This window comes from Corallococcus sp. AS-1-6, assembly GCF_020037015.1.
Lineage (GTDB): Bacteria > Myxococcota > Myxococcia > Myxococcales > Myxococcaceae > Corallococcus.
Map to the genome: position 1 here is coordinate 182,029 of NZ_JAIQDE010000008.1, position 24,916 is coordinate 206,944.

Here is a 24,916-nt window from a genome sequence, read left to right on the forward strand (position 1 = left end):
TTCGGGTCGCAATGGACCCTTACTGAAAGCAAATTTTTGGTGTCAACCGTTGGATTCACCGGAAGTCCACCAGCCCAATCCCCTGATTCCTGGGCTGCCGCGTTAACTTCTTCAACCCATCGGAAACTCTCGGAGTTCATCGTGCGAGAATTGTTCATCCCCCTTGCAGTGTGAGTGATCCATGACCATTCGCCGCACCGAAGGTTCGACGCCCGTTTCCCTCCGTCCCACCACCGACACCTCCGCGCCGGCGAAGGCGAAGAACGTCCTTCGCGTGAAGGACGGCTTCGAGTCCGTCTCCCGCACGGGCGCCGCCGCTGGCGCGCAGCCCACGGCCGCCGCCGCGACGACGGCGCAGGCTTCCACGACGGGGGCCGCCTCCGCGCAGCCCGGCCGCCTCGCGCTGGACAGCAAGGAGGCGCAGGCCGCCATCCAGACGTCCCTGAAGGCCCTCACCCCGCCGATGACGGCCTCGTCGCTGCTGGCGGCGAACAAGGCCGGCCCGACGCTGGCCCCCAAGAGCGTGGAGGTCGACGAGCTGGGCATGACCCACGTCCGCCTGGACCGCATGCACGAGGGCGTGAAGGTCTTCGGCGAGCAGCTCATCAGCCACCTGGGCGCGGACGGCAAGGTGTCCAGCGTCACCGGTGAGCAGAACCCCATCCCCGCGGGCCTGGGCACCCAGAAGCCGAAGCTGGCGCCGCAGCAGGCCATCGACATCGCGAAGAAGGAGCTGGGCGGCAAGGCCGACAAGCAGCCCTCCTCCGAGCGCGTCATCTACCAGGACGCGGAAGGCAAGTACCACTCCGCCTACCAGGTGGAGATCCAGCAGATCGCCGGGCAGCAGAAGCCCAAGAAGCAGAACTACATCATCGACGCCAACACGGGGAAGGTGCTGGAGAGCTTCAACAAGATCGGCGGCTGGTCGAAGTCCGCCGCGGCGCAGTTGCAGGTGAACGGCACCGCCAGCCCGAACGTCGCCATCCCGGACAAGGGCCAGGTCCAGTCGAAGATCAACATCCCGGACGGCGTGACGGTGGACAAGCTGTCCGTCGACCTGAACATCAAGCACACCTGGAGCGGCGACCTGAAGGTCTCCGTGACCAGCCCCTCCGGCAAGACGGCCGTGCTGCAGGACCGCAAGGGCGGCTCCAAGGACGACATCGCCGGCTCGTTCGACCTCTCGGAGGCCTTCAAGGGCGAGAGCGCCAAGGGCGAGTGGACCATCACGGTCGAGGACAAGGCCGCGCGTGACACGGGCACCCTGAACAACTGGAGCCTGAACATCACCGCGAAGGAGACCACGCCTCCGCCGACGGATCCGCAGAACCCGCCCACGGGCGTCGCGGACGACCTGTCCATGTACAGCGGCCACGTGGACCTGAAGACCAAGAAGGAAGCGGACGGCACGTACTCGCTGGAGGACTCGACGCGCGGCAAGGGCATCGTGACCTACGACGCGAACAACAAGTCCACCGCGTCCGGCCAGACGAAGATCTCCGACAACAACGACAAGTGGGGCGAGGCCACCGACCCGGCGCGCGCCAAGGCCGGCATCGACGCGCACTACGGCGCGGCCATGACCTACGACTTCCTGAAGAACGTCCTGGGCCGTGACTCGATCGACGGCGCCGGCGAGAAGCTCGTCAACTACGTGCACGTGAAGAACAACTACGTGAACGCGTACTGGGACGGCGAGAAGATGAGCTACGGCGACGGCGACGGGAAGCAGTCCGGCCCGCTCACCACGCTGGACATCGCGGGCCACGAGATCGCGCACGGCCTCACCGAGCGCACCGCGGGCCTCATCTACAGCGGCGAGTCCGGCGGCCTGAACGAGTCCTTCTCCGACATCATCGGCACGGGCGTGGAGTGGTACGCCGCGAAGAACAACCCCGAGGCCAAGTGGAACTGGACCGTGGGCGAGGCCGCCTGGACGCCGAACAACGGCACCGACGAGGACGGCCTGCGCTACATGAACGACCCGACCAAGGACGGCTACTCGGTCGACAACTACAAGAACTACCCGAAGCAGACGGAGGTGCACGGCTCCAGCGGCATCTCCAACAACGCCTTCTACCTGCTCGTGGAGGGCGGCAAGAACCGCACCTCCGGCCTGGAGGTGAAGGGCGGCATCGGCATGGAGGACGGCCTGAAGATCTTCGGCCGCGCCCTCACCACGTACATGACGCCGAAGACGACGTTCGCCCAGGCGCGTGAGGCCACCATCAAGGCCGCCACCGACCTGTACGGCGCGGACTCCAACCAGGTGGCGAAGGTGAAGGACGCCTGGACCGCGGTGGGCGTGAACTAGTCCCCGCGCCGCGAGCTTCCTGAAACACCCGAGGCGGGTCCGGTGTCACCACCGGGCCCGCCTCTTCCTTTTCGTCTCAGGCGAAGAAGCGCGTCAGCACCGCCACCATGCGGGCCACGTCGGACGCGGCGGCCAGCTCGCGGATGGAGTGCATGGACAGCATGGGGTTGCCCACGTCCACCGTGCGGATGCCCAACTGGCCCGCGGTGATGGGGCCAATGGTGCTGCCGCAGCCCAGGTCCGTGCGGGTGACGAAGTGCTGGGGCGTGACGCCCGCCTCCTTGCACAGCGCCGCGAAGTGCGCCCACGACTCGCCGTCCGTCGCGTAGGACTGGTTGACGTTGGTCTTGATGACCGGGCCGCCGCCCAACTGCGGCTGGTGCCTGGGCTCGTGCATGGACGCGTAGTTGGGGTGCACCGCGTGCGCCATGTCCGCGCTCACCAGGAACGAGCGGCGGATGGCGCGGTGGAACGCGTCCGCGCGTCCATCCGAGTGCCCCTGGACGATGCGCTCCAGCAGGTCCTTCAGGAACGGCGACGCGGCGCCCTGCGCGCTGCGGCTGCCGCACTCCTCGTGGTCGTAGAGCACCACGCCCACCGTGGCCTCGCGCGGGCCGGTGTCCTTCAGGAGCGTGGTGAGCCCGGTGTGGCAGCTCGCCAGGTTGTCCAGGCGGGGCGCGTGGAGGAACTCCCCGTGCAGGCCGGAGCGGGTGGACGGCTGCAAATCATAGAGGCACAGGTCGTAGCCCAGCAGGTCGTCCGCGGCGGCCTTCACGCCCGCGCGGCCCAGCTCCTCCACCAGCAGCGCCTTCAGCTCCGCGGGGCCCGCGCTCTCCAGGCCCAGCACCGGCACCATGTGCTCCTGGGGGTTGAGCTTCAGGCCCTCCGTGTTGACGCCGCGGTTCAGGTGGATGGCCAGGTTGGGCACGCGCAGGAGCGGCCGGCGGAAGTCCACCAGGTGGTGCCGGGGGCGGCCGTCGTGCAGCGTCACCACGCGGCCCGCGAGCGACAGGTCGCGGTCCGTCCACGTGTGCAGCAGCACCCCGCCGTAGATTTCAACGCCCAGTTGCTGGTAGCCGTGGCGGTTGACGGGCGCGTTGGGCTTGAGGCGCAGGTTGGGCGAGTCCGTGTGCGAGCCCACCAGCCGGAAGCCGGTGGTGTCCACGGGCTTCGTGCCCAGTTGGAAGGCGGCGATGCTCGTGTCGCCGCGGATGACGAAGACCTTGTCGCCGGGCTTCAGCGACCAGGACTCGCGCTCGTCCAGCTCGCGGAAGCCCGCGGCGGTGAGGCGGCGCGCCGTCTCGCGCACGGCGTGGTACGGCGTGGGCGACGCGTCGATGTACTGGAGGAGGTCGTTGGCCTGCGTGTCGATGTCGGTCGGGCTCATGGGCCCGGCACGCTAACGCCGTCCGGCCCCGCTGCCACGTCCGACTGTCACCGCCCGGACAGGCGGCGGGGCGCCCGCCGGCAGGACGGTGGAGGAGGGGCGCGTCCCGGGAGCGGCGTCCAGGAAGGTGCCCAGGAGCACCCAGCGGCGCGCCGCGTCCTCCCGGCCCGGCTTCGCGGACAGCGGCGTCGTGTAGTGCCAGAAGGGCAGCCGGTACACGGTGACGCCGCCCACGGTGCTGACCCGGGTGAGCTCGGAGAAGTGCCCGTCCTTCGCGTACACCAGGTACTGGTGGTCCACGGCGGGCAGGGTGAGGCTCACGTGCATGTCCACGTAGCCGTGGCGCGCGTCCGCCTCCTCCGGGTGGTGGTCGTTGTGCGGGCCGGTGTAGTCGCCCGGGCCGTAGCAGAGCACCTGGATGCCCCAGCCCCGCTTGAGCGGCCGGCCGCTCACCGTCGCCGCGAAGGCCGCGAACGTGTCCGAGCGCAAGAGCGCCCTCAGCCCCACGGCCTCCGCCGCGCGCCAGGAGCGCGAGCGCCGGCTCTCCAGCAGCGCGGTGCGCACGCGCACCGTCTTGGGCAGCGCCTCCGTGTAGTTCTCCACCATGCCGGAGATGGAGTCCTCCGGGATGGGGTCCTCCATGGTGACGAGCGTGTCACGCAGCGCGGCGTCCAGGAGGTCGCGGGCCTCGGCCGCCTTCTTCACGTCGATGACGCCCTGCAGCGCGATGAAGGGCCGCGTGGGGTCCAGGAGCGCGCCGCGGGTCTCGGAGTCTCGGCCTTCGAGAATGCGGCGGCCCTTGGGGGTGAGGAGGTCGGCGAACTGGGTGGGCAGGCGCGGGGACATGGCGCGCACCATACCGGGACGGGGGCGGAACGCACGCGCTGGGGAGGGCATGGGAAGGCAACTCCCCTGCTCTGCCGGCGATAATCCGTTACTCCGACATCCAGGGTAGAAGGTGCCTCCATGACGCAGATCCGCAACCGTCCCGCCGCCCCCTCCGTCGCCCCGGCCCGCACGCAGGCGCCGGCCGCCCAGCCCGCCCGGGCCAACCAGGTCACGGAGGCGTCACGCGCGGACGTGCTCAACCGCGCGGAGCTGGCGCGGGCCCGCGCGACGATGGCGCCGGTGCAGGCGACGCCGGGCTCGTGGCGCGGCGGCCCCAACACGGAGGTGGGGCGCGCCATCCAGACCATGCGTCAGCGCCTGTCCGACGTGAACATCACCATCAAGGGTGACACGCCGCAGAGCCTGTTCGACCGGGCCATCCTGGACAACAAGCACGTCACCAACGAGCAGATTTTGGAGATGTCCCGGGTGACGCTGCCCCAGTTGGCCACGGATCCGGCGACGCGCGCGAAGGTGCTGGAGCGCGTGCCCAACGCGCGCGAGCTGCCGGTGCACCACTTCACCGTGGCGATGCTGTCCGCGGTGACGGGCATCGACCGCGCGGCGCTGTCGGAGGCCTGCCCGGACCTGGGCCTCACGGGCGCGCCGAACACGCCGCTGCTCTACGCCGCCAGCACCGAGCGCATGCAGCGCTCCACCGCCCTGCACGACTTCACGGACTACATGCGCGGCGCGGGCGTGAAGGGCATGAACAAGGCCGTCTGGGGCGTGGAGAACCGCGTCCTGTCCGCCATCGTCTCCGCGCTGGGCGGCGGACGGTACTGACCCCCCAATCCGCCGCACCCCAAGCCCGCGCGGTGGAGGAGGCCTCGAGCCCCTCCCCTCGCGGGCTTCGCTTTTCCCAGACCCCGGCCCACGCAATCCCTTCCCAGAACCGGGACGGGTCCCGGAATCGGGAATAAGCAGACATGAAATGGATTGAACTGGCTTTCCAACCACAAATCCAGACACACTCCCTCCCCACCCCGTGGTGAAGGAGTTCCCGTTGAAGCGCGTGTTTGTGAAATCCTTTGGCCTGCTTGCGTTCGCGTTGATTGGCTGCGAGCCCGGGCCGGCCCCGGCCCTCAAGACCTCGGCGAAGCAATCCCTGTACGTGGCCACGGACGCCCTCTGGCCCGCGCCCCACACGGTCGCCGGTCGTCCATGAACTGGGCCATGCGATCGGCTTCTCGCATGAGCAGAACCGGGGTGACACGCCTTCGTCCGCCACCTGCGATCCCCAGGGACACAATGGCGACACGACGGTGGGCCCCTGGGACTGGGACTCCGTCATGAACTACTGCAACCCGGTCCGCAACGGCGACGGGGAGCTGAGCTACTGGGACCGCGCCGGCGTCCAGCAGTACTACGGCGTGCGCGTGCTCCCGGGCGCGCGTGAGTCCTTCCAGCGGATGCGCATCAACGGCGATGCCATGGACGACCTCCTCGCCCGGCGCGCGGATGGGACCTTCGATGTCTGGCTCTCCAATGGCACCGCGCTGGTCTACTCGGGCGCCTTCTCCACCGGGTACACCGACGCCTGGGGCTGGAACGAAGGCAACCGGTTCCTGGTGGCCGACATCACGGGCGACGGCATGAGCGACCTGCTGGCGCGCAACGCCTTTGGCGGCTTCGACACCTGGGTGTCCAACGGCACGACGTTCACGTACGCGGGCACCACCAGCACGGCCCTCACGGACGCCAACGGCTGGAACGAAGGCCACCGCTTCTTCGTCATGGACATCGACGGCGCCATCTCTCCGACCACGGGCCGCCGCTCGAAGGAGCTGGTGACCCGCGACGGCGGTGGCGCCTTCGAGGTGTGGCGCTCCAATGGCTCGGTGCTCGTCTTCGCCAACGCGTTCTCCACCCTGCTGAACAACGCGCGCGGCTGGGACGAGGGCCATCGCTTCATCGTGATGGACGTCAACGGCGACCACCGGGACGACCTGGCCGTGCGCCGCTCGGATGGAGACCTGTCCTTCTGGCGCTCGAACGGGACGAGCTTCAACGAGGACACGACCCGCATCGAGACGCCCTTCCGGACGGGGGCGGGCTGGAAGTTCGGCCACCGCTACTTCCCCATGGACCTCAATGGGGACGGCTACGACGACCTGCTGGCGCGTGATCCGTCGGGGAGCTTCACCGTGTGGCGCTCCGGTGGCTGGAGCGTGAGCTCCTACTCGGTCTTCACCACGCCGTTCACGGATGCGAGCGGCTGGAACGAAGGCAACCGCTTCTACTAGGCACCCCGTTGCATGAGGGCTGGACGGGGGTGCGCTCCTGGCGCCCCGGCTCAGTCCTCGCCCGCGCCGCCGGCCAGCCGCTGCCGCGCGACCTCCAGCCGCTTCGCGCGCACCTTGGACGCCAGGTCGAGCAGGCGCCGGTCGCGCTGCCAGCGCTCGCGCGTCTCCACGTCCACGCCCTCCCAGGCCACCTCGCAGCGCTCCAGCGCCCGGTGCATCTGCGCGAGCGCGCCGCCCAGCGCCACGTGCACGGCCGGGTCGCTGGGGTCCTCCAGCGCGAGGGCCCGGATCATCACCGCGATGGCGACCAGCTCCTCGCGCAGCGCCACCGGCCAGCCGCACCGGCGGGCCACCTTCAGCAGCCAGCCCAGCACGGCCAGGTTGACGTGGCAGTCCTCCACCGTGCGGAACGGCTTGAGATAGCGGGTGTAGCCGTCCCCGGGCAGCACGTCCTCCGGCCCCACCTCCACGCCATCCAGCCGCAGCGCCGCGTGCGGCACCTCCGGCACGAAGCCCAGGGGCGGCAGCGGCTCCACGGTCACCCCGGGCGCGCGCGCGTCCAGCCGCACCATGCGCAGGCGGTTGCGCTCCTGGGCGTCCCGGCCCTCGGAGGCGACCACCAGCAGCACCTCCGCGTGCGTGCCCAGCGTGACGTAGGTCTTCACGCCGTCGAGCGTCCAGCCCGCGCCCTTCGGCGTGAGCTTCGCCTCGATGGCGCCCGGGTGCCCGCCGCCCATCTCCGTGGCGCAGAGCGCGGCGCGCTTGTCCTTCGGCAACTGGGGGAAGAGCGAGCGCAGCGCGGCCTGATAACCGGAGGAGAACGCGAACCCCATCCGGTCCATCCGGAAGCCGCTGGCGAGCGCCAGGTCCGCGGGCACCTGGAAGCGTGGCAGCACCGCGAGGTGCCGGCGCCACCAGGCTTCCACGGAGTCGAGCGAAGGGGAGTCAGGGGCCTCGGTGAGCAGGAAGCGCAGGACGTCTTTCACGCCCCCAGTCTAATGCTCCGCCCTGGAGCGTGCGCGCTTCCGGTGCGGGGCCGTCAGCTCGCGGCGCGGCGGCCCGGGGACTTCGCGCGGCGGGTGCCCCGCTTCTTCTTCGCGGCGGCCGGCGGCGCGGCCTTCGACTTCTTGGCGGACTTCGCCTTGGAGGTCGACTTGGCCTTCGACGCGGCCTTGGACTTGGAGCCCGACTTGGCCTTCGACGCGGCCTTCTTGCGCCGCGCGGGGGCCTTCTTCTCCGGCGCGAGGATGGTGCCCCGGCAGGAGGGCGTGCCACAGCGGCAGACGTAGAGCGCCTCGGCCTCGGCGTCCATCTCCGGGGTGCGCTCGTACGCGTAGTCGTACGTCAGCTCCTCCCCCGGTTCGATGGCGCGCAGCGCGTAGATGTGGATGTGGCCCTTGTCGATGAGCGACTGGCAGTTGGGCTCGCACGAGTGGTTGATGTAGCGCGACTCGTTGTGGAGGGTCCCCGCGTCCAGCACCGTGTCGTCGTCCAGGTTGAAGAGGAACGTGTGGTGGCGCTCCATCGACTCGTCGTCGTAGCGGACGTCCGCCTCGGCCTGGGTGATGCGCTCACCGATGTACTCGATGATGCGCGCGCCCTTGCGGATGCGGCGGGTGGCGAAGGCGCCCGTGCCCTGGATGGGGGACTGGCGCAGCTCGAAGGGGATCGACGGGGTCGGCTGGAAGGAAGGGGAAGTCGTCATCGCGGATAGGGGCGCGGCTGGGGCGGGTGCGTGTTCAACCAGGACGCTGCCGTGGAGCGCGGTGTAGCGTGCCGCAGTCAAGCGCGCGAAGAAAGGCACTCGATGATGCGGTGGTGGATCGTGGTGGGCGCGGTGAACGCTTTCCTGTCCGTGGCGGCGGGCGCCTTCGGGGCGCATGCGCTGAGGGCCCGGCTCGCCCAGGACCTGCAGGTCATCTTCGAAACCGGGGCGCGCTACCACATGTACCACGCGCTCGCGCTGGTGGCGGTGGGGCTCCTGGGCACGGTGCGCCCCTCCGCGCTCCTGGAGTCCGCGGGCTGGGCGATGCTCGCGGGCATCGTCCTGTTCTCCGGCAGCCTGTACGCGCTGGCCCTGTCCGGCGTGCGCGTGCTGGGCGCCATCACGCCGCTGGGCGGCCTGGGCTTCCTCGCGGGCTGGGCGCTCCTCGCCGTGGCCGCGTGGCGCGCCTCGCCGTGAAGCGGCGGACCGCCGGCCGTCACTCCCGCAGCAGGGGCGGCAGCGGGTAGATGAGGTCCAGGTCGCGGTGGTTGCGCAGGCCGCAGGCCTCGCGCTGCACGGTGAGGTTCCAGCGCAGCCGCTCCGCTTCCTTCCAGAGCGCGCGGTACGCCGCGTAGCGCTCCACCCGCGCCAGGCCGTGCAGGGCGCGCAGCTCCTTCTCCGCTTGAGCCACCAGGGCGAGGGCGTCCTCCAGCTTGTCCCCGGAGCGGCGCAACCCGGAGGCGCGCTCGCGCTGGAAGTCCACCTCCACGGGCAGCAGGGCGTTGACGTTCACCGGACGGGCCATGCCTTCCCTGTAACCACGAGCCCCGGGCTTCGCAGCGGTGCCCCGGTCCACGCCGGGCAGGCGGCCGGGCTTCAGGCGGGCGGTGTCGGCGCGGGTGCGTCCTTCGCCTCCGCGAGCACCGTGGCGCCCGGGTATCCCCACCGCCACGCCTCGCGGGCCCAGGCGAGCCCCGCGAAGAGCACCATCGCGTTGCGCGCGATGAGGAGCAGCGTGAACGACGGCTGCCAGCCCGTGTTGTAGGTGCTGCCCGCGAAGAGCCCGCGCGTGATGGCGGCGGCCACCAGCAGCACGGCGGACGGGGCCACCGTTCCGGAGAGCAGCGCGAGCGCGGCGGCCCCGGTGAGCCAGATGAGGTACTGCGGGCTCAGCACCGGGTTGAGGATGACGAAGGCCACCAGCGGCACCAGCGTCAGCCGGGCCAGGTCCTCCAGGTGCGCCGGGGGCCTGCGCCAGGCGGCGCGCGCGGAGACGGCCACGGCCAGCAGCAGGCCCGCGACCCACACCTGGCGGGTGACGGCGCGGACCCACTCCGCGTCCGCGCCGTGCAGCTCATAGGCGGCGGGGGCGTGGACCCACTGGACGTGGGCGAACCCCAGCAGGTGCGCGGCCCAGAGCAGGCCCGCGCTCAAGGACTCCACCTGGAGGCCCCGCTCGACGTGGAAGGCCGCGAACCGCCACCACGGCCACACGAAGCTCAGCGGAACCAGCGGCAGCAGGCCCGCGACCAGGCCGGTGAGCAGGGCCCGCGCCGGCTTCGCGCCCCGGCGCCAGCACACGGCCAGGGCCAGCGGCACGAGCACCGCCGGGTACAGCTTGGTGACGGTGCCCACCGCGAGCGCCGCGCCCGCCCAGCCTTCACGCCCGCGCATCAGCGCCACCAACGCCGCCAGCGCGAGCGCCGCGGGGATGAGGTCGTAGCGCTTGAGGTAGTGCACGCTCTGGAGCCAACTGACGACGGAGTACGCCGCGAACGGCGCCCACGCGCGCCAGGCCGTGCCCCACCGGCGCACGCCCTCGGAGAGCAACAGCCCCTTGATGACGGCGTCGACGAGCGTGAGTTGGAGTCCGAACGCGAGGATGAAGCCGCGCACGCCACCGCCCACCCACGCCGCGGGCACGAACCACAGGAGCGCGTAGGGCGGGTATTCGAAGCGGAAGTCGCGGTTGGGGACCGCGCCGTCCAGGAACGCGCGGGCCGTGCGGAAGTACAGCGGCAGGTCGCCCTCGCGCGGGGAGAAGGCGTAGAGCGCCAGCGGCGACACGGCCACCGCGAGCGCGAGCCAGTGCCTGGGCGTCAGTCGCGAGGGCGCGGACGATGTCGGTGCGGACACGAGGTGCCACTCTGCCCTTGAGGGCCGGGCGCTGTCGCCGGGAAAGGCGTCCGTCCCCTTCCCTGCCCGGGCCGCGTCCAGGCGCAGGGACGTGCGAGGCGGCACCCGACCCGCTAGGTTCCGCCCTGGGTTGCCCACGCCATGAAGCTCCACCGCCCCACGAAGGACGAGCTGTCCGCCGCCACCGGCCGCACCATGCCGGACCTGCTGGCCCCGGGCCTGCGCGTGCTCTTCTGCGGCATCAACCCCAGCCTCTATTCGGCGGTGGTGGGCGTGCACTTCGCGAGGCCGGGCAACCGCTTCTGGCCGTCCCTGCACGCGTCGGGCTTCACCCCGCGCCTCCTGAAGCCGGCGGAACAGCAGGAGCTGCTCGCGCTGGGCCTGGGCATCACCAACGTGGTGGACCGGGCCACGGCGAGCGCGGACCAACTGGGCGCGGAGGAGTACGCGGAGGGCGCGAAGTCGCTGGCGCGCAAGGTGAAGCGCTACCGTCCGGCGTACCTCGCGGTGCTGGGGCTGGGCGCGTACCGCACCGCCTTCTCGCGGCCGAAAGCCAGGTTCGGGCCGCAGCAGGAGACGCTGGGCGACACGCGGCTGTGGGTGCTGCCCAACCCGAGCGGGCTCAACGCCAGCTACCAGCTCCCGGACCTCGCGCGGCTCTACGGCGAGCTGCGCCGCGCGGCCGGGACGCGCTGACTACTTGAGCAGGCCGGACTCGCGGGCCACCTGCGAGGCCACGGGCAGCACCTTGTCGAAGGCGGCGGCGTTGCACGCGAGCAGGCCCCGGCGGTTCTGGAGCTCGGAGCCGTCGTAGAGGTACGCGTTGCCCGCCAGGTCCGTGAGCACGCCACCCGCGGAGCGGATGACGGCCTCCGGCGCGCAGTTGTCCCAGCGGTAGCTCTTGTCGCTCACGTGCACGTAGAGGTCGCAGCGGGCCTCCGCCAGCAGGCCGCACTTGAGCCCCACCGAACCGGACTCCGTCTCCTTCGTGATGCCCAGCCGCTGCACCACCGCGTCCGTCGTCTTCGAGCGGTGCGAGCGCGACACCACGAGCCGCAGGTGTGCCGGGTCCGCCACGTCCGACACGCGCAGCGCGCGGCGGCCCTGGGGGTCCTCCACGTAGCCCTGCTCGCCCACGATGCCGGAGTACAGGACGTCCCCCACCGCGCGGTAGACGACGCCCAGCGCCGCCCGGCCCTCCACGGCCAGGCCGATGTGGATGGCGAACTCGCCGTTGCGGTTCACGAACTCCTGCGTGCCGTCGAGCGGATCCACGAACCAGCAGCGGCTGAAGCGCTTCGCGTCGGAGACGTCCTCCTTCTCCTCCGCCACCACGCCGTCCGCCGGGAAGGCCTTGCGCAGCTCGCCCACGATGAACGCGTTGGCGCGCTCGTCCGCCACCGTGACGGGCCCGGCGCCTCCGGCCTTGTCCGTGACCGAGAAGTCCGTGGCGTAGACCTGCAGGAGGATGTCACCGGCCTGGCGGGCGATGCGCCGGGCCACTTCGAGCTCTTGGGCGAGTGCGGGCATGGAGGCCGGTGAGTCTACTGGGGCGATTTGCCCCCCGTGGGGAAATCTGCCCCGCCGCGCGGCCCCCTCCCTCCAGGGCGGAGCCCCTGGCCCGGTGGCTGCACTTCCCAGGGGGATTCGCCTCCCCCACCCCGGGCAGCGCGCGGGAGGCATGCAAGGACTGGAACGATGATGAAGTGGCTGATGGGGCTGGCCCTGCTGGGCATCGGCGTGGCGCTGGCGTTCGCGGGCGGCCGGATGGTGTACCGCTCGAAGGTGAGCAAGGACTGGCCCACCGTGCAGGGCACCGTGGTGAGCTCCCGCGTGGAGACGCTGCGCAGCAAGCGCGCGGTGAGCTTCCGCCCGGAGGTGAGCTACCGCTACGAGGTGAACGGCGTCCCCTACACCTCCGACACGGTGGCCTTCGACGGCCACGGCGCCGGCGCGCTCGCGGACGCGCAGGCGGTGTCGCGCCACTACGTGACCGGTGCCCCGGTGACGCTCCACTACGAGCCGGGCGACCCGTCCGTGGCGTGCCTCCAGTGCGGCGACACGGGCCTCGCCAACTACATCGTCACGGCGGTCGGCGCGGTGTTCGCCCTGGTGGCCGGCTGGGGCCTGCTGGAGCTGGCCCGCTCCGGCCTGGGCGAGGGCAGGCGCGCGGCGCCGCAGATGCGCGCGAAGGCCCGTTAGCCAACGCCGGGCCGCCCCTCCGCGTGGCCGGCTGAGCACTTTCCTCCGGAAGGCTTCGACAGACGCGGCCCACGATGCGCAACCTGGAGCGGACACCCGCTTCCTGGAGACCGCATGCCCGTCACCATCCGCCCCGCGAAGGACTCGGACGCGCCCGCGCTGGGCCGCATGGGCGCGGCGCTCGCGCGCCAGCACCACGGCTTCGATTCACGGCGCTTCATGGTCCCGGACGACGTGGAGTCCGGCTACCGCTGGTGGCTGGGCAAGGAGGCGCGCCGTCCGCAGGAGGCCGTGGTGCTCGTGGCCGAGCTGGACGGCGAAGTGGTCGGCTACTGCTACGGCCGGATGGAGGGCGTGGACTGGAACATGCTCCTCGACAAGCACGGCGCCCTGCACGACATCTGGGTGGAGGAAGCGGCGCGCGGCACCGGCACCGGCAGGCTGCTCGCGGAGGCCATGGTGCGGCGGCTCACCGAGCTGGGGGCCCCGCGTGTCGTGCTCAGCACCGCCGCGAAGAACGAAGCCGCCCAGCGGCTGTTCACGCGGCTGGGCTGGCGTCCCACCATGGTGGAGATGACCCGCGAAGCGCCCCCGTGAGAGACGACGAAGCCCCGGGTGCTTCCACCCGGGGCTCCCTGAAGCATCAGCGAGGGGCGGAGCGCCCTACTTCTTCTGCTCCTTCACCCACGAGTCCTTCAACGTCACCGTGCGGTTGAACACGGGCGCGCCCGGCTTGGAGTCCACCGCGTCCGCGCAGAAGTAGCCCAGGCGCTCGAACTGGAAGCGGTCGCCCGGCTTCGCCTCCGCGAGCATCGGCTCCACGCGCGCGCCCGTGAGGGTCTCCAGGCTGTTCGGGTTGAGGAACTCCTTGAAGTCCTTCGTCTCGTCCTTGTCCGGCTGCTCCACGGAGAAGAGCCGGTCGAACAGCCGCACCTGCGCCTCGGGCGCGTTGCCCGGCACCCAGTGCAGCGTGCCCTTCACCTTGCGGCCATCCGGCGAGTCGCCGCCGCGCGTGGCCGGGTCGTAGGTGCAGCGCAGCTCCGTGATGTTGCCCGCCGCGTCCTTGATGACCTTCTCGCACTTGATGAAGTACGCGGAGCGCAGGCGCACCTCCTTGCCCGGCGCCAGGCGGAAGAAGCCCTTCTCCGGCACCTCCTGGAAGTCGTCCGCCTCGATGTAGAGCTCGCGCATGAACGGCACCTTGCGCGTGCCCATGTCCTCGCGCTTCGGGTGGTTCGCCGTCTCCAGCTCCTCCGTCTGGCCCTCCGGGTAGTTCTCCAGCACCACCTTGAGCGGACGCAGGACGGCCATGGCGCGCGGCGCCGTCTCGTTGAGGTCGTCCCGGATGGACAGCTCCAGCACGCCCATGTCGATGAGGCTGTCGGACTTGCTCACGCCGATGCGCTTCGCGAAGTCGCGCAGCGACGCGGGCGTGTAGCCCCGGCGGCGCAGGCCGCTGATGGTCAGCATGCGCGGATCATCCCAGCCGGAGACGCGCTTCTCCTGCACCAACTGGAGCAGCTTGCGCTTGCTCATCACCGCGTAGGTGAGGTTCAGCCGCGCGAACTCGTACTGGTAGGGCCGGTCGCCCTTGATCAGCGCGTCGACGATCCAGTCGTACAGCACGCGGCGGTTCTCGAACTCCAGCGTACAGACGGAGTGCGTGATGCCTTCAATCGCGTCCGACAGGCAGTGCGCGAAGTCGTAGAGCGGGTAGATGCACCACGTGTCGCCCGTGCGGTGGTGGTGCGCGTGCCGGATGCGGTAGATGGGCGGGTCGCGCAGCACGGGGTTCGACGACGTCATGTCGATCTTCGCGCGCAGCGTGTGCTTGCCGTCCGGGAACTCGCCCGCCTTCATCCGGCGGAACAGGTCCAGGTTCTCCTCCACCGTGCGCGTGCGGTACGGGCTGTCACGGCCCGGCGTGGTGAAGTTGCCGCGGTACTGGCTGATCTCCTCCGGCGACAGGCTGCACACGTAGGCCTGGCCCTGCGAAATCAACTGCTCCGCGAAGGCGTAGAGCCGGTCGAAGTAGTCGGAGGCGAAGAAGCGCCGGTCGTCCCAGTCGAACCCGAGCCAGCGCACGTCGCGCTGGATGGACTCCACGTAGTCCGTGTCCTCGGTGAGCGGGTTGGTGTCGTCGAGGCGCAGGTTGCACTTGCCGCCATACTGCTGCGCCAGCCCGAAGTTCAGCACGATGGACTTGGCGTGGCCGATGTGGAGGTAGCCGTTGGGCTCGGGCGGGAAGCGGGTGTGCACGCGTCCGCCGTGCTTCCCCGTCCGCCGGTCTTCCTCAACGACTTCCTGGAGGAAGTTGAGGCCCTGCGTCTCGTTCGTCGTCGTCATGATGGTGCGAATCCTCTTGGAAGCGGGACAAGGGGAGCAAGGTTTTCCTGACCTGCCCCCCCGCCCGGCCTCATCCTTCGGGAGCCAGCCCGCTCAGACCCCGGCCAGCAACGACTCCCAGGCCTTGAGCGCCCGTTCGGCGGACAACTCGTCCGCCCGGTCCAGGGCCCGCTGGCGGAGCCCGTCACGCCACTTCGCGTCCGTCACCACCCGCCCCAGCGCCTGGGCCATGGCGGCGTCGTCCCCCATGGGCACCAGCACCCCCGCCCGCCCCCCGTCCAGGGCCTCCGCGGGGCCGGAGGGGCAGTCCGTGCTGACGATGGGGCAGCCCAGCGCGAGCGCCTCCAGCATCACCATGGGCAGCCCCTCGAAGCGCGAGGACAGGGCGAACGCCGTGGCCCGCCGCATCAGCGCGTGCGGGTTGTCCGCGTAGCCCGGCATGAACACGGAGGACGCCACGCCCAGTTCCGCGGCCAGCGCCCGGAGCTCCGCCTCCAGCGAGCCCACTCCCAGGATGAGCAGGTGCGTGTCCGCCCCGGCCGCCCGCATCCGGGCGTGCGCGCGGATGAGCATGTCGAAGGACTTCTGCGGCTCCAGCCTCCCCACCGCGATGACCACCGGCTTCTTGAACACCGGCACCGCCCACGCGGGCAGGGGAGCGTCCGCCGCGGCGCGGATCCGCTCCGCGTCCACGAAGTTGGGGATGACCTCCAGCCGCTCGCGGTCCACGTTCACCAGCTCCGCGAACGCCTTCGCGGAGTCGTAGCCGCACGCCACGATGCGGTCCATGCCCGGGTAGAGCACCTTCAATCCCCAGAGCTGGCGCTTCGGCTGCTCGCGGTGGAAGGCCCCCCAGTCGAAGTGCACCATCCCCAGCACCGGCTTGCCCAGCAGGGCCCCCGCCAGCCGCGCCAGCAGGGCCGCCCTGCCCTCCTGCCCGGAGACGATGATGTCCGCTTTGCGCGCTTCATGGAAAAGCCGCCAGAGCATCCGGGGCAGCTCCCAGCGCCGGTACGCCTCCACGCCCACGCCCCAGGAGATGGGCACGTCCGCGGGGATGCGCCCGCGCGTGTCCGGCGGCGGCGGCCCATGGTGGAAGAACAGCGAGGGATCGAACCGCTCCCGGTCCAGGCCCGCCAACACGTTGCACACGGAGCGCTCGATGCCCCCCGTCCCCATGAAGACGAGCGTGAACAACACGCGCCGCCGCCCGGGGGCCGGAACCGCCATCTCTTGCCGCGCCTGCGGTTCCAATGTCTGGGATTCCCGGTAAGAAACGATTTTTTGACCTCCCGCCCGGCGTCCGAGTGTCCGGCGAGCCCTCCCCTGGAGTGACGGAGTGATCAATAGCCCACGCACCTTGCGATAGGTAGCGAAGGTCACCCGGCGCCGCCACCCAGGAGACAATTGCACGCCGCCCTTTCCGTGGATCTCCCGGATGCACCAACGCCACGCCGAAGCCGCGGCCTTCACCGGCGCGCTGATACATCGTTGAAACACCCGCAGGGCTTGCTGCCGGGCGAGTCCCCGCATTGACGCGTCAACGGACGCCGGGCGCGTCAGGAGGCGGGGTCCACTGCTTGGGGACTCAACGAGCCCGGGGGCCACCTGCCAGGAACTGGATTCCGGGTATAGGCTCACAATCCATCCTCGTGAAGACACCCATCCGCCTCCGTCCCGCCCGTTTCATCGCGCTCGCCCTGCTGGGCGTGCTCGCGGTGGCGGCCGTCATCGCGTACCGCAACGTCCGCACCGCGCGCGCGGTACTGCACCCCGCGCGCCAACCGCTGAAGCCGGTGGCGCAAGGCGCGCTCACGGAGCGCACGGACGTGGTGCTGCGCACGCGGGACGGCCTGTCGCTGCGCGGCTGGTACCTGCCTTCGCGCAACCGCGCGGCGGTGGTGGTGATGCATGGCTTCGCGGAGAACCGCACGCAGATGCTCTTCGAGGCGGAGGTGCTCTCACGCGCGGGCTACGGCGTGCTGCTCTTCGACTCGCGCGGCCACGGCGAGAGCGACGGTGACCTGGTGACGTGGGGCGACCGCGAGCGCGAGGACCTGCGCGCGGCGGTGGACTTCGTCTCGCACCGCGACGACGTGGATCCGTCCCGCCTGGGCGTGCTGGGCTTCTCCATGGGCGGCACCACCGCGATGCTGGGCGCGCTCGAGGACGAGCGCCTCAAGGCGGTGGCCGCCGCGGGCGCGTACCCGTCGCTGGAGGCGGACACGCGCTACAGCTACGGCAGGTGGGGGCCGCTGAGTGTCCAGCCGGTGCTCTGGACCCTGCGCCTGTCCGGCGTGGACGTGGACGCGGTGGACCCCATGAAGCGCCTGTGCGGGCTCAAGGGCCGGCCGCTCCTGTTGATCAACGGCGACGTGGACCCGTACGCGCCCGCGTTCCTCCAGGACGCGCTCTTCCAGGCCGCGTGCGAACCCAAGTCCTACTGGGTGGTGCCCGGCGCGCACCACGGCGAGTACGCGAAGAAGGCCCCGGAGGCGTACGCGCGCCACCTGCGCGACTTCTTCGACGCGGCGCTGCTCAGCGGCTCCTGACGGCCTCCGGGCCCACCCGCTCCGGCGCTGGCGCGTCCGCCGCGGCTTCCGCCGTGTCAGCCGAGGCGCTCCACACCGGCGCCGCGTCCAGCGCGGGGCGGCCCTCCAGCAGCTCATGGGGGCGGAAGCCGGCCTTGTAGCGCAGCGAATCGCACGCCAGCACGCGGTAGCCCAGGTACACGTAGGGGATGCCCCGCTCGCGCGCCAGCTCCACCTGGAACAACACGCTCGCCTTGCCCAGGGACAGCCGCGCGTAGGCCGGGTCGTAGAAGAAGTACACCGCGCTCCACGCGCGCGGCGTCTCGTCGCACAGGCCCAGCCCCACCAGCTTCGGGCCGGAGGGGTCGCTGTCGTCGTACCAGGCCACCTCGCGCGCGGACGGGTGCGGGAAGGCGAACTGGAGCGAGTACTCGCGCGCCCCCAGTTCCGAGGACTCCCAGTCGCGGGACGACTCGCGCTCCGCGTGCCACGCGCGGTAGAGCGCCAGGCGCTCCTCGTCCACGCGCGGCGGGCCCACCTCCACGCGCAGGTGCGCGCACGCGGCGCGGGCCCGGCGCTGGCTGCGGTTGGGCGTGAAGCCCGCCACGGGCACGCGCAGGGACACGCACTCCTGGCACGACGCGCAGGCGGGCCGGAAGTACTGCGGGCCGAAGCGGCGCCACCCGCGCACGAGCAGGTGCTCGTACTCCTGCGCCGTCACGTTGCGCATCAGCAGCGTCTCCAGGGACGCCTCCCGCTCCGGCAGGTAGCTGCACGGACGCGGGGTCTCGATTTCATGTGCCAGCAGGACGGCCATCGGTGTTCCCTTCCTGTCGGCCCCGGGCTCCCGCGTCAAGCCATGCCTGCCCGTCCGCCGACCCACCCTTCGTCGGAAACGACCCGTCCACGTGGGCCGTACCGTATCCACAAGGTGGCACAACGGCTGCAAGTCCAGGCTGGAGAGCCGTACCACTTGCGGCAGGGGAGGAACGCACATGGCCCGCGAGGAACTGCATCCCGGATGGCTGCCGATGGACCCCGACGAGGCGGACGGCCCCCTCTGGGGCGACGCGTTCCTCGAGGAGGACGACGCCCTCCACTCCGCCGCCGTGGAGGACGCCGTGGAAGACCTGGACGCGTTCGACTTCGCCGTCGCCAGCTACTGAAAATCCTGCGGAGCTGGCGAAAATCCTGCGGTCGGGGAGCCACGGTGTGGCACCCCTGTCGCGATCGGACCGTGATTCTTTCCGGTCCGCCCCCTCAAGGGGCCGTAGAAACTTCCGAGAAACCGCGAGACCGACGCCCCCGTTCGTTTCCCCGGACAGCGGGCGGGTAACCCCGGACACAGGGCCCGGGTTGCGGGAGGCCCCACGTGCGCGGGGGCCCGGCTGGCTTCTCAGTCGTGGGGCGCCACCGGTATAAACCGGGGCCTATGTCATCAATCGACGTCTCGGTCGTGATGCCCACGTACAAGCGCGAGAAGGACGTGGTGGAGGCCATCCACTCCGCGCTGCGTCAGGAAGGCGTCCAGGTGGAGGTGATCGTCCTGGATGACTCCGCGGAGGGCACGGCCCGTGACGCGGTGCAGGGCATTGGCGATGCCCGCGTGCGCTACTTCCAGCAGGAGGTGCCGTCCAAGGGGCGCCCCGCGCTGGTGCGCAACCACGGCGCCACGCTGGCCCAGGGCCGCTACCTGCACTTCCTGGACGACGACGACCTGCTCGCGGAAGGCGCGCTCAAGGCCATGGTGTCGGCGCTGGACGCGCGGCCGGACGCGGGCGTCGCGGTGGGCTGGGTGGTGCCCTTCAGCGAGGATCCGGAGTGGCTGGAGGACAAGAGCACCTACTTCGAGCGGGTGGCGAAGGTGGGGGCCATGACGCCCAACAGCGCGTGGACGGTGGCGCACATCCTGTTCCTGGGCACGCTGTACGTGAACTCCGCGTGCATGGTGCGCCGCGAATACTTCCAGCCCCTGGGCGGGTTCGACCCGAACATCCCCGTCTACGAGGACGTGGACTTCTACATGCGCGGCATCCGGCGCTACGGCCACGTCTACGTGAACCGGCCCATCCTCAACTACCGGGTGGGCAAGCCGTCGCTGATGAACGACCTGGGCAAGACGGGCGCGAAGGTGGAGAAGTCCGTGGCGGAGTCCAACGCCATCATCCACAACAAGTACCGGCGCGAGCACGGCGAGCTGGAGTACCGGCTCCTGCAGGTGGCCACGCGCGCGCTGAAGGGCCGCTTCGGCCTCACGCGCTATCTCCCCCTCAAGCTGCCTTGAGCGTCTCCTGAAAGGGCCTCTCCCCGTGAGCCTGCGTCATCGTCTCGTTGGAACCGCCAAGCGCCAGTTGAAGCAGACCCTGGGGCCCGTCGTGCAGCGCGCGATGGCCCCCGCCAGGGCCTTCCTCCCCCCGGAGACGTGGGGCCTGGAGTCGCGCCCCGGCCAGGGCCTCTTCCTGGAGGGCGTGTCGCTGTCCCGGTTGGCGGAGGAGTACGGCTCGCCGCTGCACGTGGTGCACATGGCGGCGCTGCACCGCAACGCGGACGCGTTCCAGGCGGTGCCTCCGGGCGCGGCGGGCGGCTGCGAGGTCTACTACTCGTACAAGACCAACCCGGTGCCCGGCGTGCTGTCCGCGCTGCACGCGCGCGGCGTGGGCGCGGAGGTGATCTCCGCCTACGAGCTGTGGCTCGCGCTCAAGCTGGGCGTGGCGCCGGAGCGCATCGTCTACAACGGCCCGGTGAAGTCGGACGCGTCCATCCGCGAGTCCATCACCCGGGGCATCGGCCTGCTGGCCGCGAACCACCGCGAGGAGCTGGACGTCTTCTCACGCCACGCGGCGGAAATCGGCAAGCGCCCGCGCGTGGCGGTGCGGGTGACGACGATGTCGGGCTGGACGTCGCAGTTCGGCACGCCCATCGCGGGAGGCCAGGCGATGGCCGCGTACCGGCAGGCGCTGGCCTCCGGCCACCTGGACGTGGTGGGCCTGCACGCGCACCGGGGCGAGCTCATCCGCACGGAGGCGGAGCTGGAGGGCTTCGTCGGCGCGGTGCTGGACTTCGCGGACGCGCTGCACCGCGAGCTGGGGCTGGACCTGGAGGTGCTGGACCTGGGCGGCAGCCTCTGCACGCCGACGGTGGAGCACATCGAGCAGCGGGACTGGCGGCTCAACCTCACCTTCCAGCGCGACCTGCCCGCGCCGGACTTCGCGGCGGCGCTCTCCATCGAGCGGTACGTGGCGAAGGTGGTGTCCCAGGTGGAGGCGCACTACGCGAAGCACGGCCGCAAGCGCCCGCGCATCTTCCTGGAGCCGGGCCGCGCGATGACGGGCAACACACAGCTCCTGCTGGGCCGCGTGCACGCGCTCAAGGAGGGCGGCGAGCGGACGTGGGCGGTGCTCGACATGGGCATCAACCACGCCGAATGCGTGCGCAACGAGTACCACCAGCTCTTCCACGTCGAGCGGCCGGCCGCGCCGTCACACAAGGCGTACACGGTGGTGGGCCCCATCTGCACCCCGGCGGACACGCTGTACCACGCGGTGCGGCTGCCGGAGCTGAAGGTGGGCGACACGCTGGCCATCATGGACGCGGGCGCGTACTTCGTGCCCTTCGGCACGTCCTTCTCCTTCCCGCAGCCGGCCATCGTGGGCGTGGAGGGCGGGAAGGTGCGGCGGCTGCGCCGGGCGGAGACGAACGAGGACCTCATCACCTTCGATGATCCGGTGCCTTCGGCGTCCCGCGCCGCGGGGTGAGGGCCCCCTTCAGCGGTTGAAGACCATCATCCGCAGGAAGGCGCGGGGGTGGCGCGCGGCCCCATAGGAGATGGTGGCCAGCTCCACCGCCGCGGGCATCATGTCGTCCCGGTCGATGAGCGGATCCACCGCCGTCTCCTTGTGGGTGTTGAACCACTGCCGCCACTGCCGGGCCTCGTCCGCCGGCAGCGCGCCGGACAGCCGCTGGAGGTTGAGCAGCATCTCCAGCGCGATGCGGTTGCAGAACACCGCGTCCTCGTGCGCGGCGCTGGCGTCGCGCGCGTCCTCCACCGCGCGGGTGAGCGCGTCCCGGTCCCCGGTGGCCGCGTGGTACGCGAGCAGCGGCAGGGGCAGCCCCCGCGCGATGTCGAAGCCCATCTGCCCGTAGAAGCGCGGGTTGAAGTCGATGAGGAGGTACGAGTCCTTCGTCTGGATGAACTCCACCTCGAAGACGCCGTGGTAGCCCAGCTTCTTGCACAGCCGGGTGAGGCCCGCGACCAGGTCCGCGCGCAGCGGCGCGGACTCGAAGCAGACGCCCACGCCCAGGCGGCGCGGACGCTGGAGGACCTTCATCGCGGCGCGCGCCTCGAAGAGCTCGCCGGACTCGTCCACGAAGCCGGAGAGGCTGTAGATGCCCTCGGCGGCCTCCGGGTGGAACTCCTGCACCATGGGGTTGACCACCGCCGGGTCGAACTTCACGAGCATGGGCGCGTAGGTGTCCCGCGCGAACTCGCGGTACTCGCGCGCCAGGTCGTCCGGCGAGGACACCGGCTGCCCCTTGCGGTGCGTGGCGTGGAGGATCTGCGTGGTGGGCTTGAGCAGCACCGGGAAGTTCGCCTCGCGGCGCACCTGCTCCAGGTCCTCCTCGGACTGGGGGAACCAGGTGCGCGGCAGGTGCAGGCCCACCTCCGTGCCCACTTCATAGAGCCGGCGCTTGTTGAGCAGCCCGTACACCGCGTCCACGCCCGGGTCGTAGAGGTGGAAGAGGTCCTCCAGCTTGGAGCGGTGCGCGGAGATGAGCCACGCCAGCTCATCGCTCGTCGGGTAGAGCACGTGCTTGACGGGCTCGCGCAGGCCGAAGTCCACCAGCCACTGGAGGAAGGCCTCCGGCTGGGACTCCGGCGGGCACTGCACGCGGCGGCTGACGAAGCGCGAGTAGCTGGCCGGCCCCAACCGGCCGGTGTCCGCCACCGTCACGTCCACGCCGTGGCGGCCCAGACAGCGGGCGGCGGCCAGGGTGCCGTAGAAGTTGGCGGAGAACAGCAACGCGGGGGGCCGGGCCGCGATGACGGCCGCGGGGGCCTCATCGGAGTAGGCGGCCTCTTCCATCTCTTGCTCCAGTTTCGCGGGGTCGGCCTCGCGGCGAGGGCGCGCCGAGGAACGACGGGATTGGCGGTGGGGGCGCTGTGACAGACGCCCTCCCCCGAAGTCGGGACTCGACGGGCCGGCGGCGGACGAGGTGCTTGCCATCAGCCCCGCGGCGAGAAGCGTCAGAAGGTGCCTGTTCATGTCGAGCCGTCTGCCTCTGGCGAATCGGGGGGCCGCCGGAAGCTCAATTCCCGACAGAATACCTTTTCCGGGGGCACTTGGGACCGGCCCCTGAACGATTGCACCCCCAAGGGGTGACCGGGCTCACGCCGGAGTGCCGCCCGGCGGGCTCCAGCGCAGACAGCCCCGGGTCAGCAGCCACGCGTCGGTGGAGACCCCTGGGGTCGTTTGCGCGAGGCGCACGGCCGACTCGGCGAAGGCCTCCGGGGGCGCGGTGTGCCCCTCCGCGCGCGCGGCCCTCCATGCCGCCTCCCACGCCTGGAAGAAGGCGTGCATGGGGTCGCCCGGGCGGACGCGGCGGCGCAGGTCGCGAGGCAGCCAGTCGCGCAGGAGCAGCGGCGCGAAGCCCCGGGAGAAGTCGGTGTGGAAGAGGAGGCCCTCGCGCGTGGGGGCTTCCGCTTCGTGCGTCCGGCGCAGCAGGTGCGCCACCAGCACCGCGCCGTCCGTGTCGGAAGAGCCCTCCACGAGCAGCCCGCCGGGCAGCAGGTGCCGCGACATCGCTCGGTGGGCCTCCGGGATGCGCTCCGGCGGGCCCTGGCGCAGGAGGTTCATGGCGCGCACCAGGCGGGCGGGTTCGTCCGGTGACAGCGGGAGCGCGAAGCCGCCCTCGCGGAAGTGCGTGCGCGCGTCCGCGTGGTTTCGCGCGGCGGCCGAGGCGCGCTCGGGGTCCAGCTCCACGCCCACCACGGACAGCCCCGGGTTCAGCGCGCGGAAGGCGGTGGCGCTCTCCAGCGTGGTCCACGGCTGCTCACCGAAGCCCACGTCCACGAAGACAGCGCGGGCCCAGGGGCCGTCGTCGCGCGTGAGCAACGGGGCCTCGAAGTGGCAAAGGTACGCGTCCAGTGCGCGCAGGCGCCCTCGCGCGGTCCTCCCCCGGGTGTGGGCATCCAGCTCCTGAGCCATGGGCACGACTTCGGCGCTCCGGGCCGGGGACGTCAAGCGTTCCCCTCGGATTGTAGCGCGGGACGTCATTGCCCGGCCCGCGCCGTAACACCGCAGGTCACACCCGCTGGCGCGGGCCCGGCGGGCTCGCCTCTGGAGCCAGGGGGAACACGGCCCGGAGAGGGATTGGCATCTTCGCTGCACAGGGGGAGCCGCCGGTGTCGACGTCCCGTGACATCCGTGACCGCAGTCCCCTCCTAGAGATTGGTTCCCCGTCCCCCATGAGCACTTCCCGTTTCGTGCGTTCCTCCCTCGTCGCCGCCCTCCTCCTCTCCGGCTCCGCCTTCGCGGGCGAGTCCCCGTACGCGTCGGCCGCCGCGGCCGCCTGCACCGAGCTCAAGGGCGAGCTGGTGCGGGGCGCGAAGGAGCAGGGCCTCTCGCTCAACGAGGCGGAGATCGGCACCCTCACCTCGGAGCAGGCCACCGTCGTGGCGACGAGCATCGCGGGCTACGAGAAGGTCCCCGCCGCGGAGTACGCGAAGGGCGTGGACGCGGCCTTCGTCTACATCGACTCGCCCGAGGCGGGCATCCCGGCGGGCCACTACCGCGTGAACGTCCGCGCCCGGCCGGAAGACATCCAGGTGGGCAAGTACAAGGCCATCGCCAGCCTCATCGACAAGGACGGCAAGGAGGTCGCGCAGCGCGCGACGGTCATCGAGACCTTCCCCTCCGCGATGAAGCCCGCGGGCTACGGCTCGCCGATGACGGTGGGCATCCAGCAGCACACCATCAACGACTGGAACCTCACGCGCTTCCGCAAGACCATCATCGTCATCATCGTGCACTCGTGGGGCGTCACGGTCATCGACCTGTTCGGCACGGACTACAGCAGCTACTACGGCTTCTAGTTCCGCGCTCCGCCGCCGGGAGCCCCACGGGTTCCCGGCGGTGCGATTTTCGTCCCATCCGCGGCGCA

General features: G+C 71.0%; 24 protein-coding genes. 12 read left to right on the forward strand and 12 right to left on the reverse strand.

The window, feature by feature from the left end:
- Window positions 1-181 precede the first annotated feature (181 nt).
- Window positions 182-2,314 carry a M4 family metallopeptidase gene (locus K8612_RS13825; RefSeq protein WP_223742961.1) on the forward strand — a complete coding sequence of 711 codons (2,133 nt, stop codon included), beginning with the start codon at window positions 182-184 and terminating at the stop codon, window positions 2,312-2,314.
- Window positions 2,315-2,390: 76 nt separating this feature from the next.
- Here the strand turns inward: K8612_RS13825 and K8612_RS13830 are convergent, their stop codons facing one another.
- Together K8612_RS13830 and K8612_RS13835 are read right to left on the reverse strand one after the other, a co-directional pair.
- The gene (locus tag K8612_RS13830) at window positions 2,391-3,701 is read right to left on the reverse strand and encodes a M18 family aminopeptidase (RefSeq protein WP_223762586.1); all 1,311 of its coding nucleotides are present in this window, start codon (window positions 3,699-3,701) and stop codon (window positions 2,391-2,393) included.
- A 12-nt stretch (window positions 3,702-3,713) separates the two neighbouring features.
- Complete coding sequence (locus tag K8612_RS13835) at window positions 3,714-4,547, reverse strand: hypothetical protein (protein WP_223742959.1); 834 nt, start codon at window positions 4,545-4,547, stop codon at window positions 3,714-3,716.
- 120 nt (window positions 4,548-4,667) lie between these two features.
- Here K8612_RS13835 and K8612_RS13840 point away from each other — a divergent pair, with 120 nt between their 5' ends.
- Both K8612_RS13840 and K8612_RS13845 read left to right on the forward strand, forming a co-directional pair.
- Window positions 4,668-5,375, forward strand: coding sequence for a hypothetical protein (locus tag K8612_RS13840; protein WP_223742958.1), 708 nt, complete (start codon window positions 4,668-4,670; stop codon window positions 5,373-5,375).
- Between the two features lie 506 nt (window positions 5,376-5,881).
- Window positions 5,882-6,835, forward strand: a complete 954-nt coding sequence (locus tag K8612_RS13845; protein ID WP_223762587.1) for a VCBS repeat-containing protein — start codon at window positions 5,882-5,884, stop codon at window positions 6,833-6,835.
- Window positions 6,836-6,885: 50 nt separating this feature from the next.
- Here the strand turns inward: K8612_RS13845 and K8612_RS13850 are convergent, their stop codons facing one another.
- Window positions 6,886-7,821 carry an acyl-CoA dehydrogenase family protein gene (locus K8612_RS13850; protein WP_223742957.1) on the reverse strand — a complete coding sequence of 312 codons (936 nt, stop codon included), beginning with the start codon at window positions 7,819-7,821 and terminating at the stop codon, window positions 6,886-6,888.
- A gap of 53 nt (window positions 7,822-7,874) precedes the next feature.
- The gene (locus K8612_RS13855; protein WP_223762588.1) at window positions 7,875-8,540 is read right to left on the reverse strand and encodes an SET domain-containing protein; all 666 of its coding nucleotides are present in this window, start codon (window positions 8,538-8,540) and stop codon (window positions 7,875-7,877) included.
- A gap of 102 nt (window positions 8,541-8,642) precedes the next feature.
- Here K8612_RS13855 and K8612_RS13860 point away from each other — a divergent pair, with 102 nt between their 5' ends.
- Window positions 8,643-9,017 (forward strand): DUF423 domain-containing protein, encoded by a 375-nt coding sequence (locus K8612_RS13860; RefSeq protein ID WP_223742955.1) that lies wholly within the window; start codon window positions 8,643-8,645, stop codon window positions 9,015-9,017.
- Window positions 9,018-9,036: 19 nt separating this feature from the next.
- On the opposite strand, the gene K8612_RS13865 is transcribed toward K8612_RS13860, so the two are convergent.
- Window positions 9,037-9,345 carry a hypothetical protein gene (locus K8612_RS13865; RefSeq protein ID WP_223742954.1) on the reverse strand — a complete coding sequence of 103 codons (309 nt, stop codon included), beginning with the start codon at window positions 9,343-9,345 and terminating at the stop codon, window positions 9,037-9,039.
- 71 nt (window positions 9,346-9,416) lie between these two features.
- Complete coding sequence (locus K8612_RS13870) at window positions 9,417-10,676, reverse strand: glycosyltransferase 87 family protein (RefSeq protein WP_223762589.1); 1,260 nt, start codon at window positions 10,674-10,676, stop codon at window positions 9,417-9,419.
- A 195-nt stretch (window positions 10,677-10,871) separates the two neighbouring features.
- On the opposite strand from K8612_RS13870, the gene mug reads away from it, so the two are divergent.
- Window positions 10,872-11,372, forward strand: coding sequence for a G/U mismatch-specific DNA glycosylase (gene mug / locus K8612_RS13875; protein WP_223742981.1), 501 nt, complete (start codon window positions 10,872-10,874; stop codon window positions 11,370-11,372).
- Here the strand turns inward: mug and K8612_RS13880 are convergent, their stop codons facing one another.
- Window positions 11,373-12,206 carry a 3'(2'),5'-bisphosphate nucleotidase CysQ gene (locus K8612_RS13880; RefSeq protein WP_223762590.1) on the reverse strand — a complete coding sequence of 278 codons (834 nt, stop codon included), beginning with the start codon at window positions 12,204-12,206 and terminating at the stop codon, window positions 11,373-11,375.
- A gap of 168 nt (window positions 12,207-12,374) precedes the next feature.
- On the opposite strand from K8612_RS13880, the gene K8612_RS13885 reads away from it, so the two are divergent.
- Together K8612_RS13885 and K8612_RS13890 are read left to right on the forward strand one after the other, a co-directional pair.
- Complete coding sequence (locus K8612_RS13885) at window positions 12,375-12,878, forward strand: DUF3592 domain-containing protein (protein ID WP_223742951.1); 504 nt, start codon at window positions 12,375-12,377, stop codon at window positions 12,876-12,878.
- A gap of 114 nt (window positions 12,879-12,992) precedes the next feature.
- Complete coding sequence (locus K8612_RS13890; protein WP_223762591.1) at window positions 12,993-13,475, forward strand: GNAT family N-acetyltransferase; 483 nt, start codon at window positions 12,993-12,995, stop codon at window positions 13,473-13,475.
- Window positions 13,476-13,541: 66 nt separating this feature from the next.
- On the opposite strand, the gene K8612_RS13895 is transcribed toward K8612_RS13890, so the two are convergent.
- Window positions 13,542-15,224 (reverse strand): glutamine--tRNA ligase/YqeY domain fusion protein, encoded by a 1,683-nt coding sequence (locus tag K8612_RS13895; RefSeq protein ID WP_223762592.1) that lies wholly within the window; start codon window positions 15,222-15,224, stop codon window positions 13,542-13,544.
- A 93-nt stretch (window positions 15,225-15,317) separates the two neighbouring features.
- Window positions 15,318-16,454, reverse strand: a complete 1,137-nt coding sequence (locus K8612_RS13900) for a glycosyltransferase (RefSeq protein ID WP_223742948.1) — start codon at window positions 16,452-16,454, stop codon at window positions 15,318-15,320.
- Window positions 16,455-16,876: 422 nt separating this feature from the next.
- Here K8612_RS13900 and K8612_RS13905 point away from each other — a divergent pair, with 422 nt between their 5' ends.
- Entirely contained in the window at window positions 16,877-17,776 is a 900-nt protein-coding gene (locus tag K8612_RS13905) for an alpha/beta fold hydrolase (protein ID WP_223762593.1), read from the forward strand.
- Here K8612_RS13905 and K8612_RS13910 read toward each other — a convergent pair.
- Window positions 17,763-18,572: an arginyltransferase gene (locus K8612_RS13910; protein ID WP_223762594.1), complete on the reverse strand. Its 810-nt coding sequence runs from the start codon at window positions 18,570-18,572 to the stop codon at window positions 17,763-17,765. The two genes, K8612_RS13905 and K8612_RS13910, sit on opposite strands and share 14 nt — an antisense overlap.
- A 178-nt stretch (window positions 18,573-18,750) precedes the next feature.
- On the opposite strand from K8612_RS13910, the gene K8612_RS13915 reads away from it, so the two are divergent.
- The 3 genes from K8612_RS13915 (at window position 18,751) to K8612_RS13925 (ending at window position 21,510) form a co-directional block, all read left to right on the forward strand.
- A complete protein-coding gene (locus tag K8612_RS13915) occupies window positions 18,751-18,921 on the forward strand; it encodes a hypothetical protein (RefSeq protein ID WP_223742945.1) in 171 nt (56 codons plus the stop codon).
- Window positions 18,922-19,187: 266 nt separating this feature from the next.
- Entirely contained in the window at window positions 19,188-20,039 is an 852-nt protein-coding gene (locus K8612_RS13920) for a glycosyltransferase family 2 protein (RefSeq protein WP_223742944.1), read from the forward strand.
- Window positions 20,040-20,064: 25 nt separating this feature from the next.
- A complete protein-coding gene (locus K8612_RS13925; protein WP_373692103.1) occupies window positions 20,065-21,510 on the forward strand; it encodes a pyridoxal-dependent decarboxylase in 1,446 nt (481 codons plus the stop codon).
- 9 nt (window positions 21,511-21,519) lie between these two features.
- Here K8612_RS13925 and K8612_RS13930 read toward each other — a convergent pair whose 3' ends face one another.
- Together K8612_RS13930 and K8612_RS13935 are read right to left on the reverse strand one after the other, a co-directional pair.
- Window positions 21,520-22,839, reverse strand: a complete 1,320-nt coding sequence (locus K8612_RS13930; RefSeq protein WP_223742943.1) for a carbamoyl-phosphate synthase — start codon at window positions 22,837-22,839, stop codon at window positions 21,520-21,522.
- 303 nt (window positions 22,840-23,142) lie between these two features.
- Window positions 23,143-23,961 (reverse strand): class I SAM-dependent methyltransferase, encoded by an 819-nt coding sequence (locus tag K8612_RS13935; protein WP_223762595.1) that lies wholly within the window; start codon window positions 23,959-23,961, stop codon window positions 23,143-23,145.
- 278 nt (window positions 23,962-24,239) lie between these two features.
- On the opposite strand from K8612_RS13935, the gene K8612_RS13940 reads away from it, so the two are divergent.
- The gene (locus K8612_RS13940) at window positions 24,240-24,848 is read left to right on the forward strand and encodes a hypothetical protein (protein WP_223762596.1); all 609 of its coding nucleotides are present in this window, start codon (window positions 24,240-24,242) and stop codon (window positions 24,846-24,848) included.
- The last annotated feature ends 68 nt before the right edge of the window (window positions 24,849-24,916 follow it).

What these genes read in the sequence shown, in the direction of transcription:
- K8612_RS13825 (WP_223742961.1), top strand. Translation starts at nt 182, where the DNA reads ATGACCATTCGCCGCACCGAAGGTTCGACGCCCGTTTCCCTCCGTCCC.
- K8612_RS13830 (WP_223762586.1), bottom strand. Translation starts at nt 3,701, where the DNA reads ATGAGCCCGACCGACATCGACACGCAGGCCAACGACCTCCTCCAGTAC.
- K8612_RS13835 (WP_223742959.1), bottom strand. Translation starts at nt 4,547, where the DNA reads ATGTCCCCGCGCCTGCCCACCCAGTTCGCCGACCTCCTCACCCCCAAG.
- K8612_RS13840 (WP_223742958.1), top strand. Translation starts at nt 4,668, where the DNA reads ATGACGCAGATCCGCAACCGTCCCGCCGCCCCCTCCGTCGCCCCGGCC.
- K8612_RS13845 (WP_223762587.1), top strand. Translation starts at nt 5,882, where the DNA reads ATGAACTACTGCAACCCGGTCCGCAACGGCGACGGGGAGCTGAGCTAC.
- K8612_RS13855 (WP_223762588.1), bottom strand. Translation starts at nt 8,540, where the DNA reads ATGACGACTTCCCCTTCCTTCCAGCCGACCCCGTCGATCCCCTTCGAG.
- K8612_RS13860 (WP_223742955.1), top strand. Translation starts at nt 8,643, where the DNA reads ATGATGCGGTGGTGGATCGTGGTGGGCGCGGTGAACGCTTTCCTGTCC.
- K8612_RS13865 (WP_223742954.1), bottom strand. Translation starts at nt 9,345, where the DNA reads ATGGCCCGTCCGGTGAACGTCAACGCCCTGCTGCCCGTGGAGGTGGAC.
- mug (WP_223742981.1), top strand. Translation starts at nt 10,872, where the DNA reads ATGCCGGACCTGCTGGCCCCGGGCCTGCGCGTGCTCTTCTGCGGCATC.
- K8612_RS13880 (WP_223762590.1), bottom strand. Translation starts at nt 12,206, where the DNA reads ATGCCCGCACTCGCCCAAGAGCTCGAAGTGGCCCGGCGCATCGCCCGC.
- K8612_RS13885 (WP_223742951.1), top strand. Translation starts at nt 12,375, where the DNA reads ATGATGAAGTGGCTGATGGGGCTGGCCCTGCTGGGCATCGGCGTGGCG.
- K8612_RS13890 (WP_223762591.1), top strand. Translation starts at nt 12,993, where the DNA reads ATGCCCGTCACCATCCGCCCCGCGAAGGACTCGGACGCGCCCGCGCTG.
- K8612_RS13895 (WP_223762592.1), bottom strand. Translation starts at nt 15,224, where the DNA reads ATGACGACGACGAACGAGACGCAGGGCCTCAACTTCCTCCAGGAAGTC.
- K8612_RS13900 (WP_223742948.1), bottom strand. Translation starts at nt 16,454, where the DNA reads ATGGCGGTTCCGGCCCCCGGGCGGCGGCGCGTGTTGTTCACGCTCGTC.
- K8612_RS13910 (WP_223762594.1), bottom strand. Translation starts at nt 18,572, where the DNA reads ATGGCCGTCCTGCTGGCACATGAAATCGAGACCCCGCGTCCGTGCAGC.
- K8612_RS13915 (WP_223742945.1), top strand. Translation starts at nt 18,751, where the DNA reads ATGGCCCGCGAGGAACTGCATCCCGGATGGCTGCCGATGGACCCCGAC.
- K8612_RS13920 (WP_223742944.1), top strand. Translation starts at nt 19,188, where the DNA reads ATGTCATCAATCGACGTCTCGGTCGTGATGCCCACGTACAAGCGCGAG.
- K8612_RS13930 (WP_223742943.1), bottom strand. Translation starts at nt 22,839, where the DNA reads ATGGAAGAGGCCGCCTACTCCGATGAGGCCCCCGCGGCCGTCATCGCG.
- K8612_RS13935 (WP_223762595.1), bottom strand. Translation starts at nt 23,961, where the DNA reads ATGGCTCAGGAGCTGGATGCCCACACCCGGGGGAGGACCGCGCGAGGG.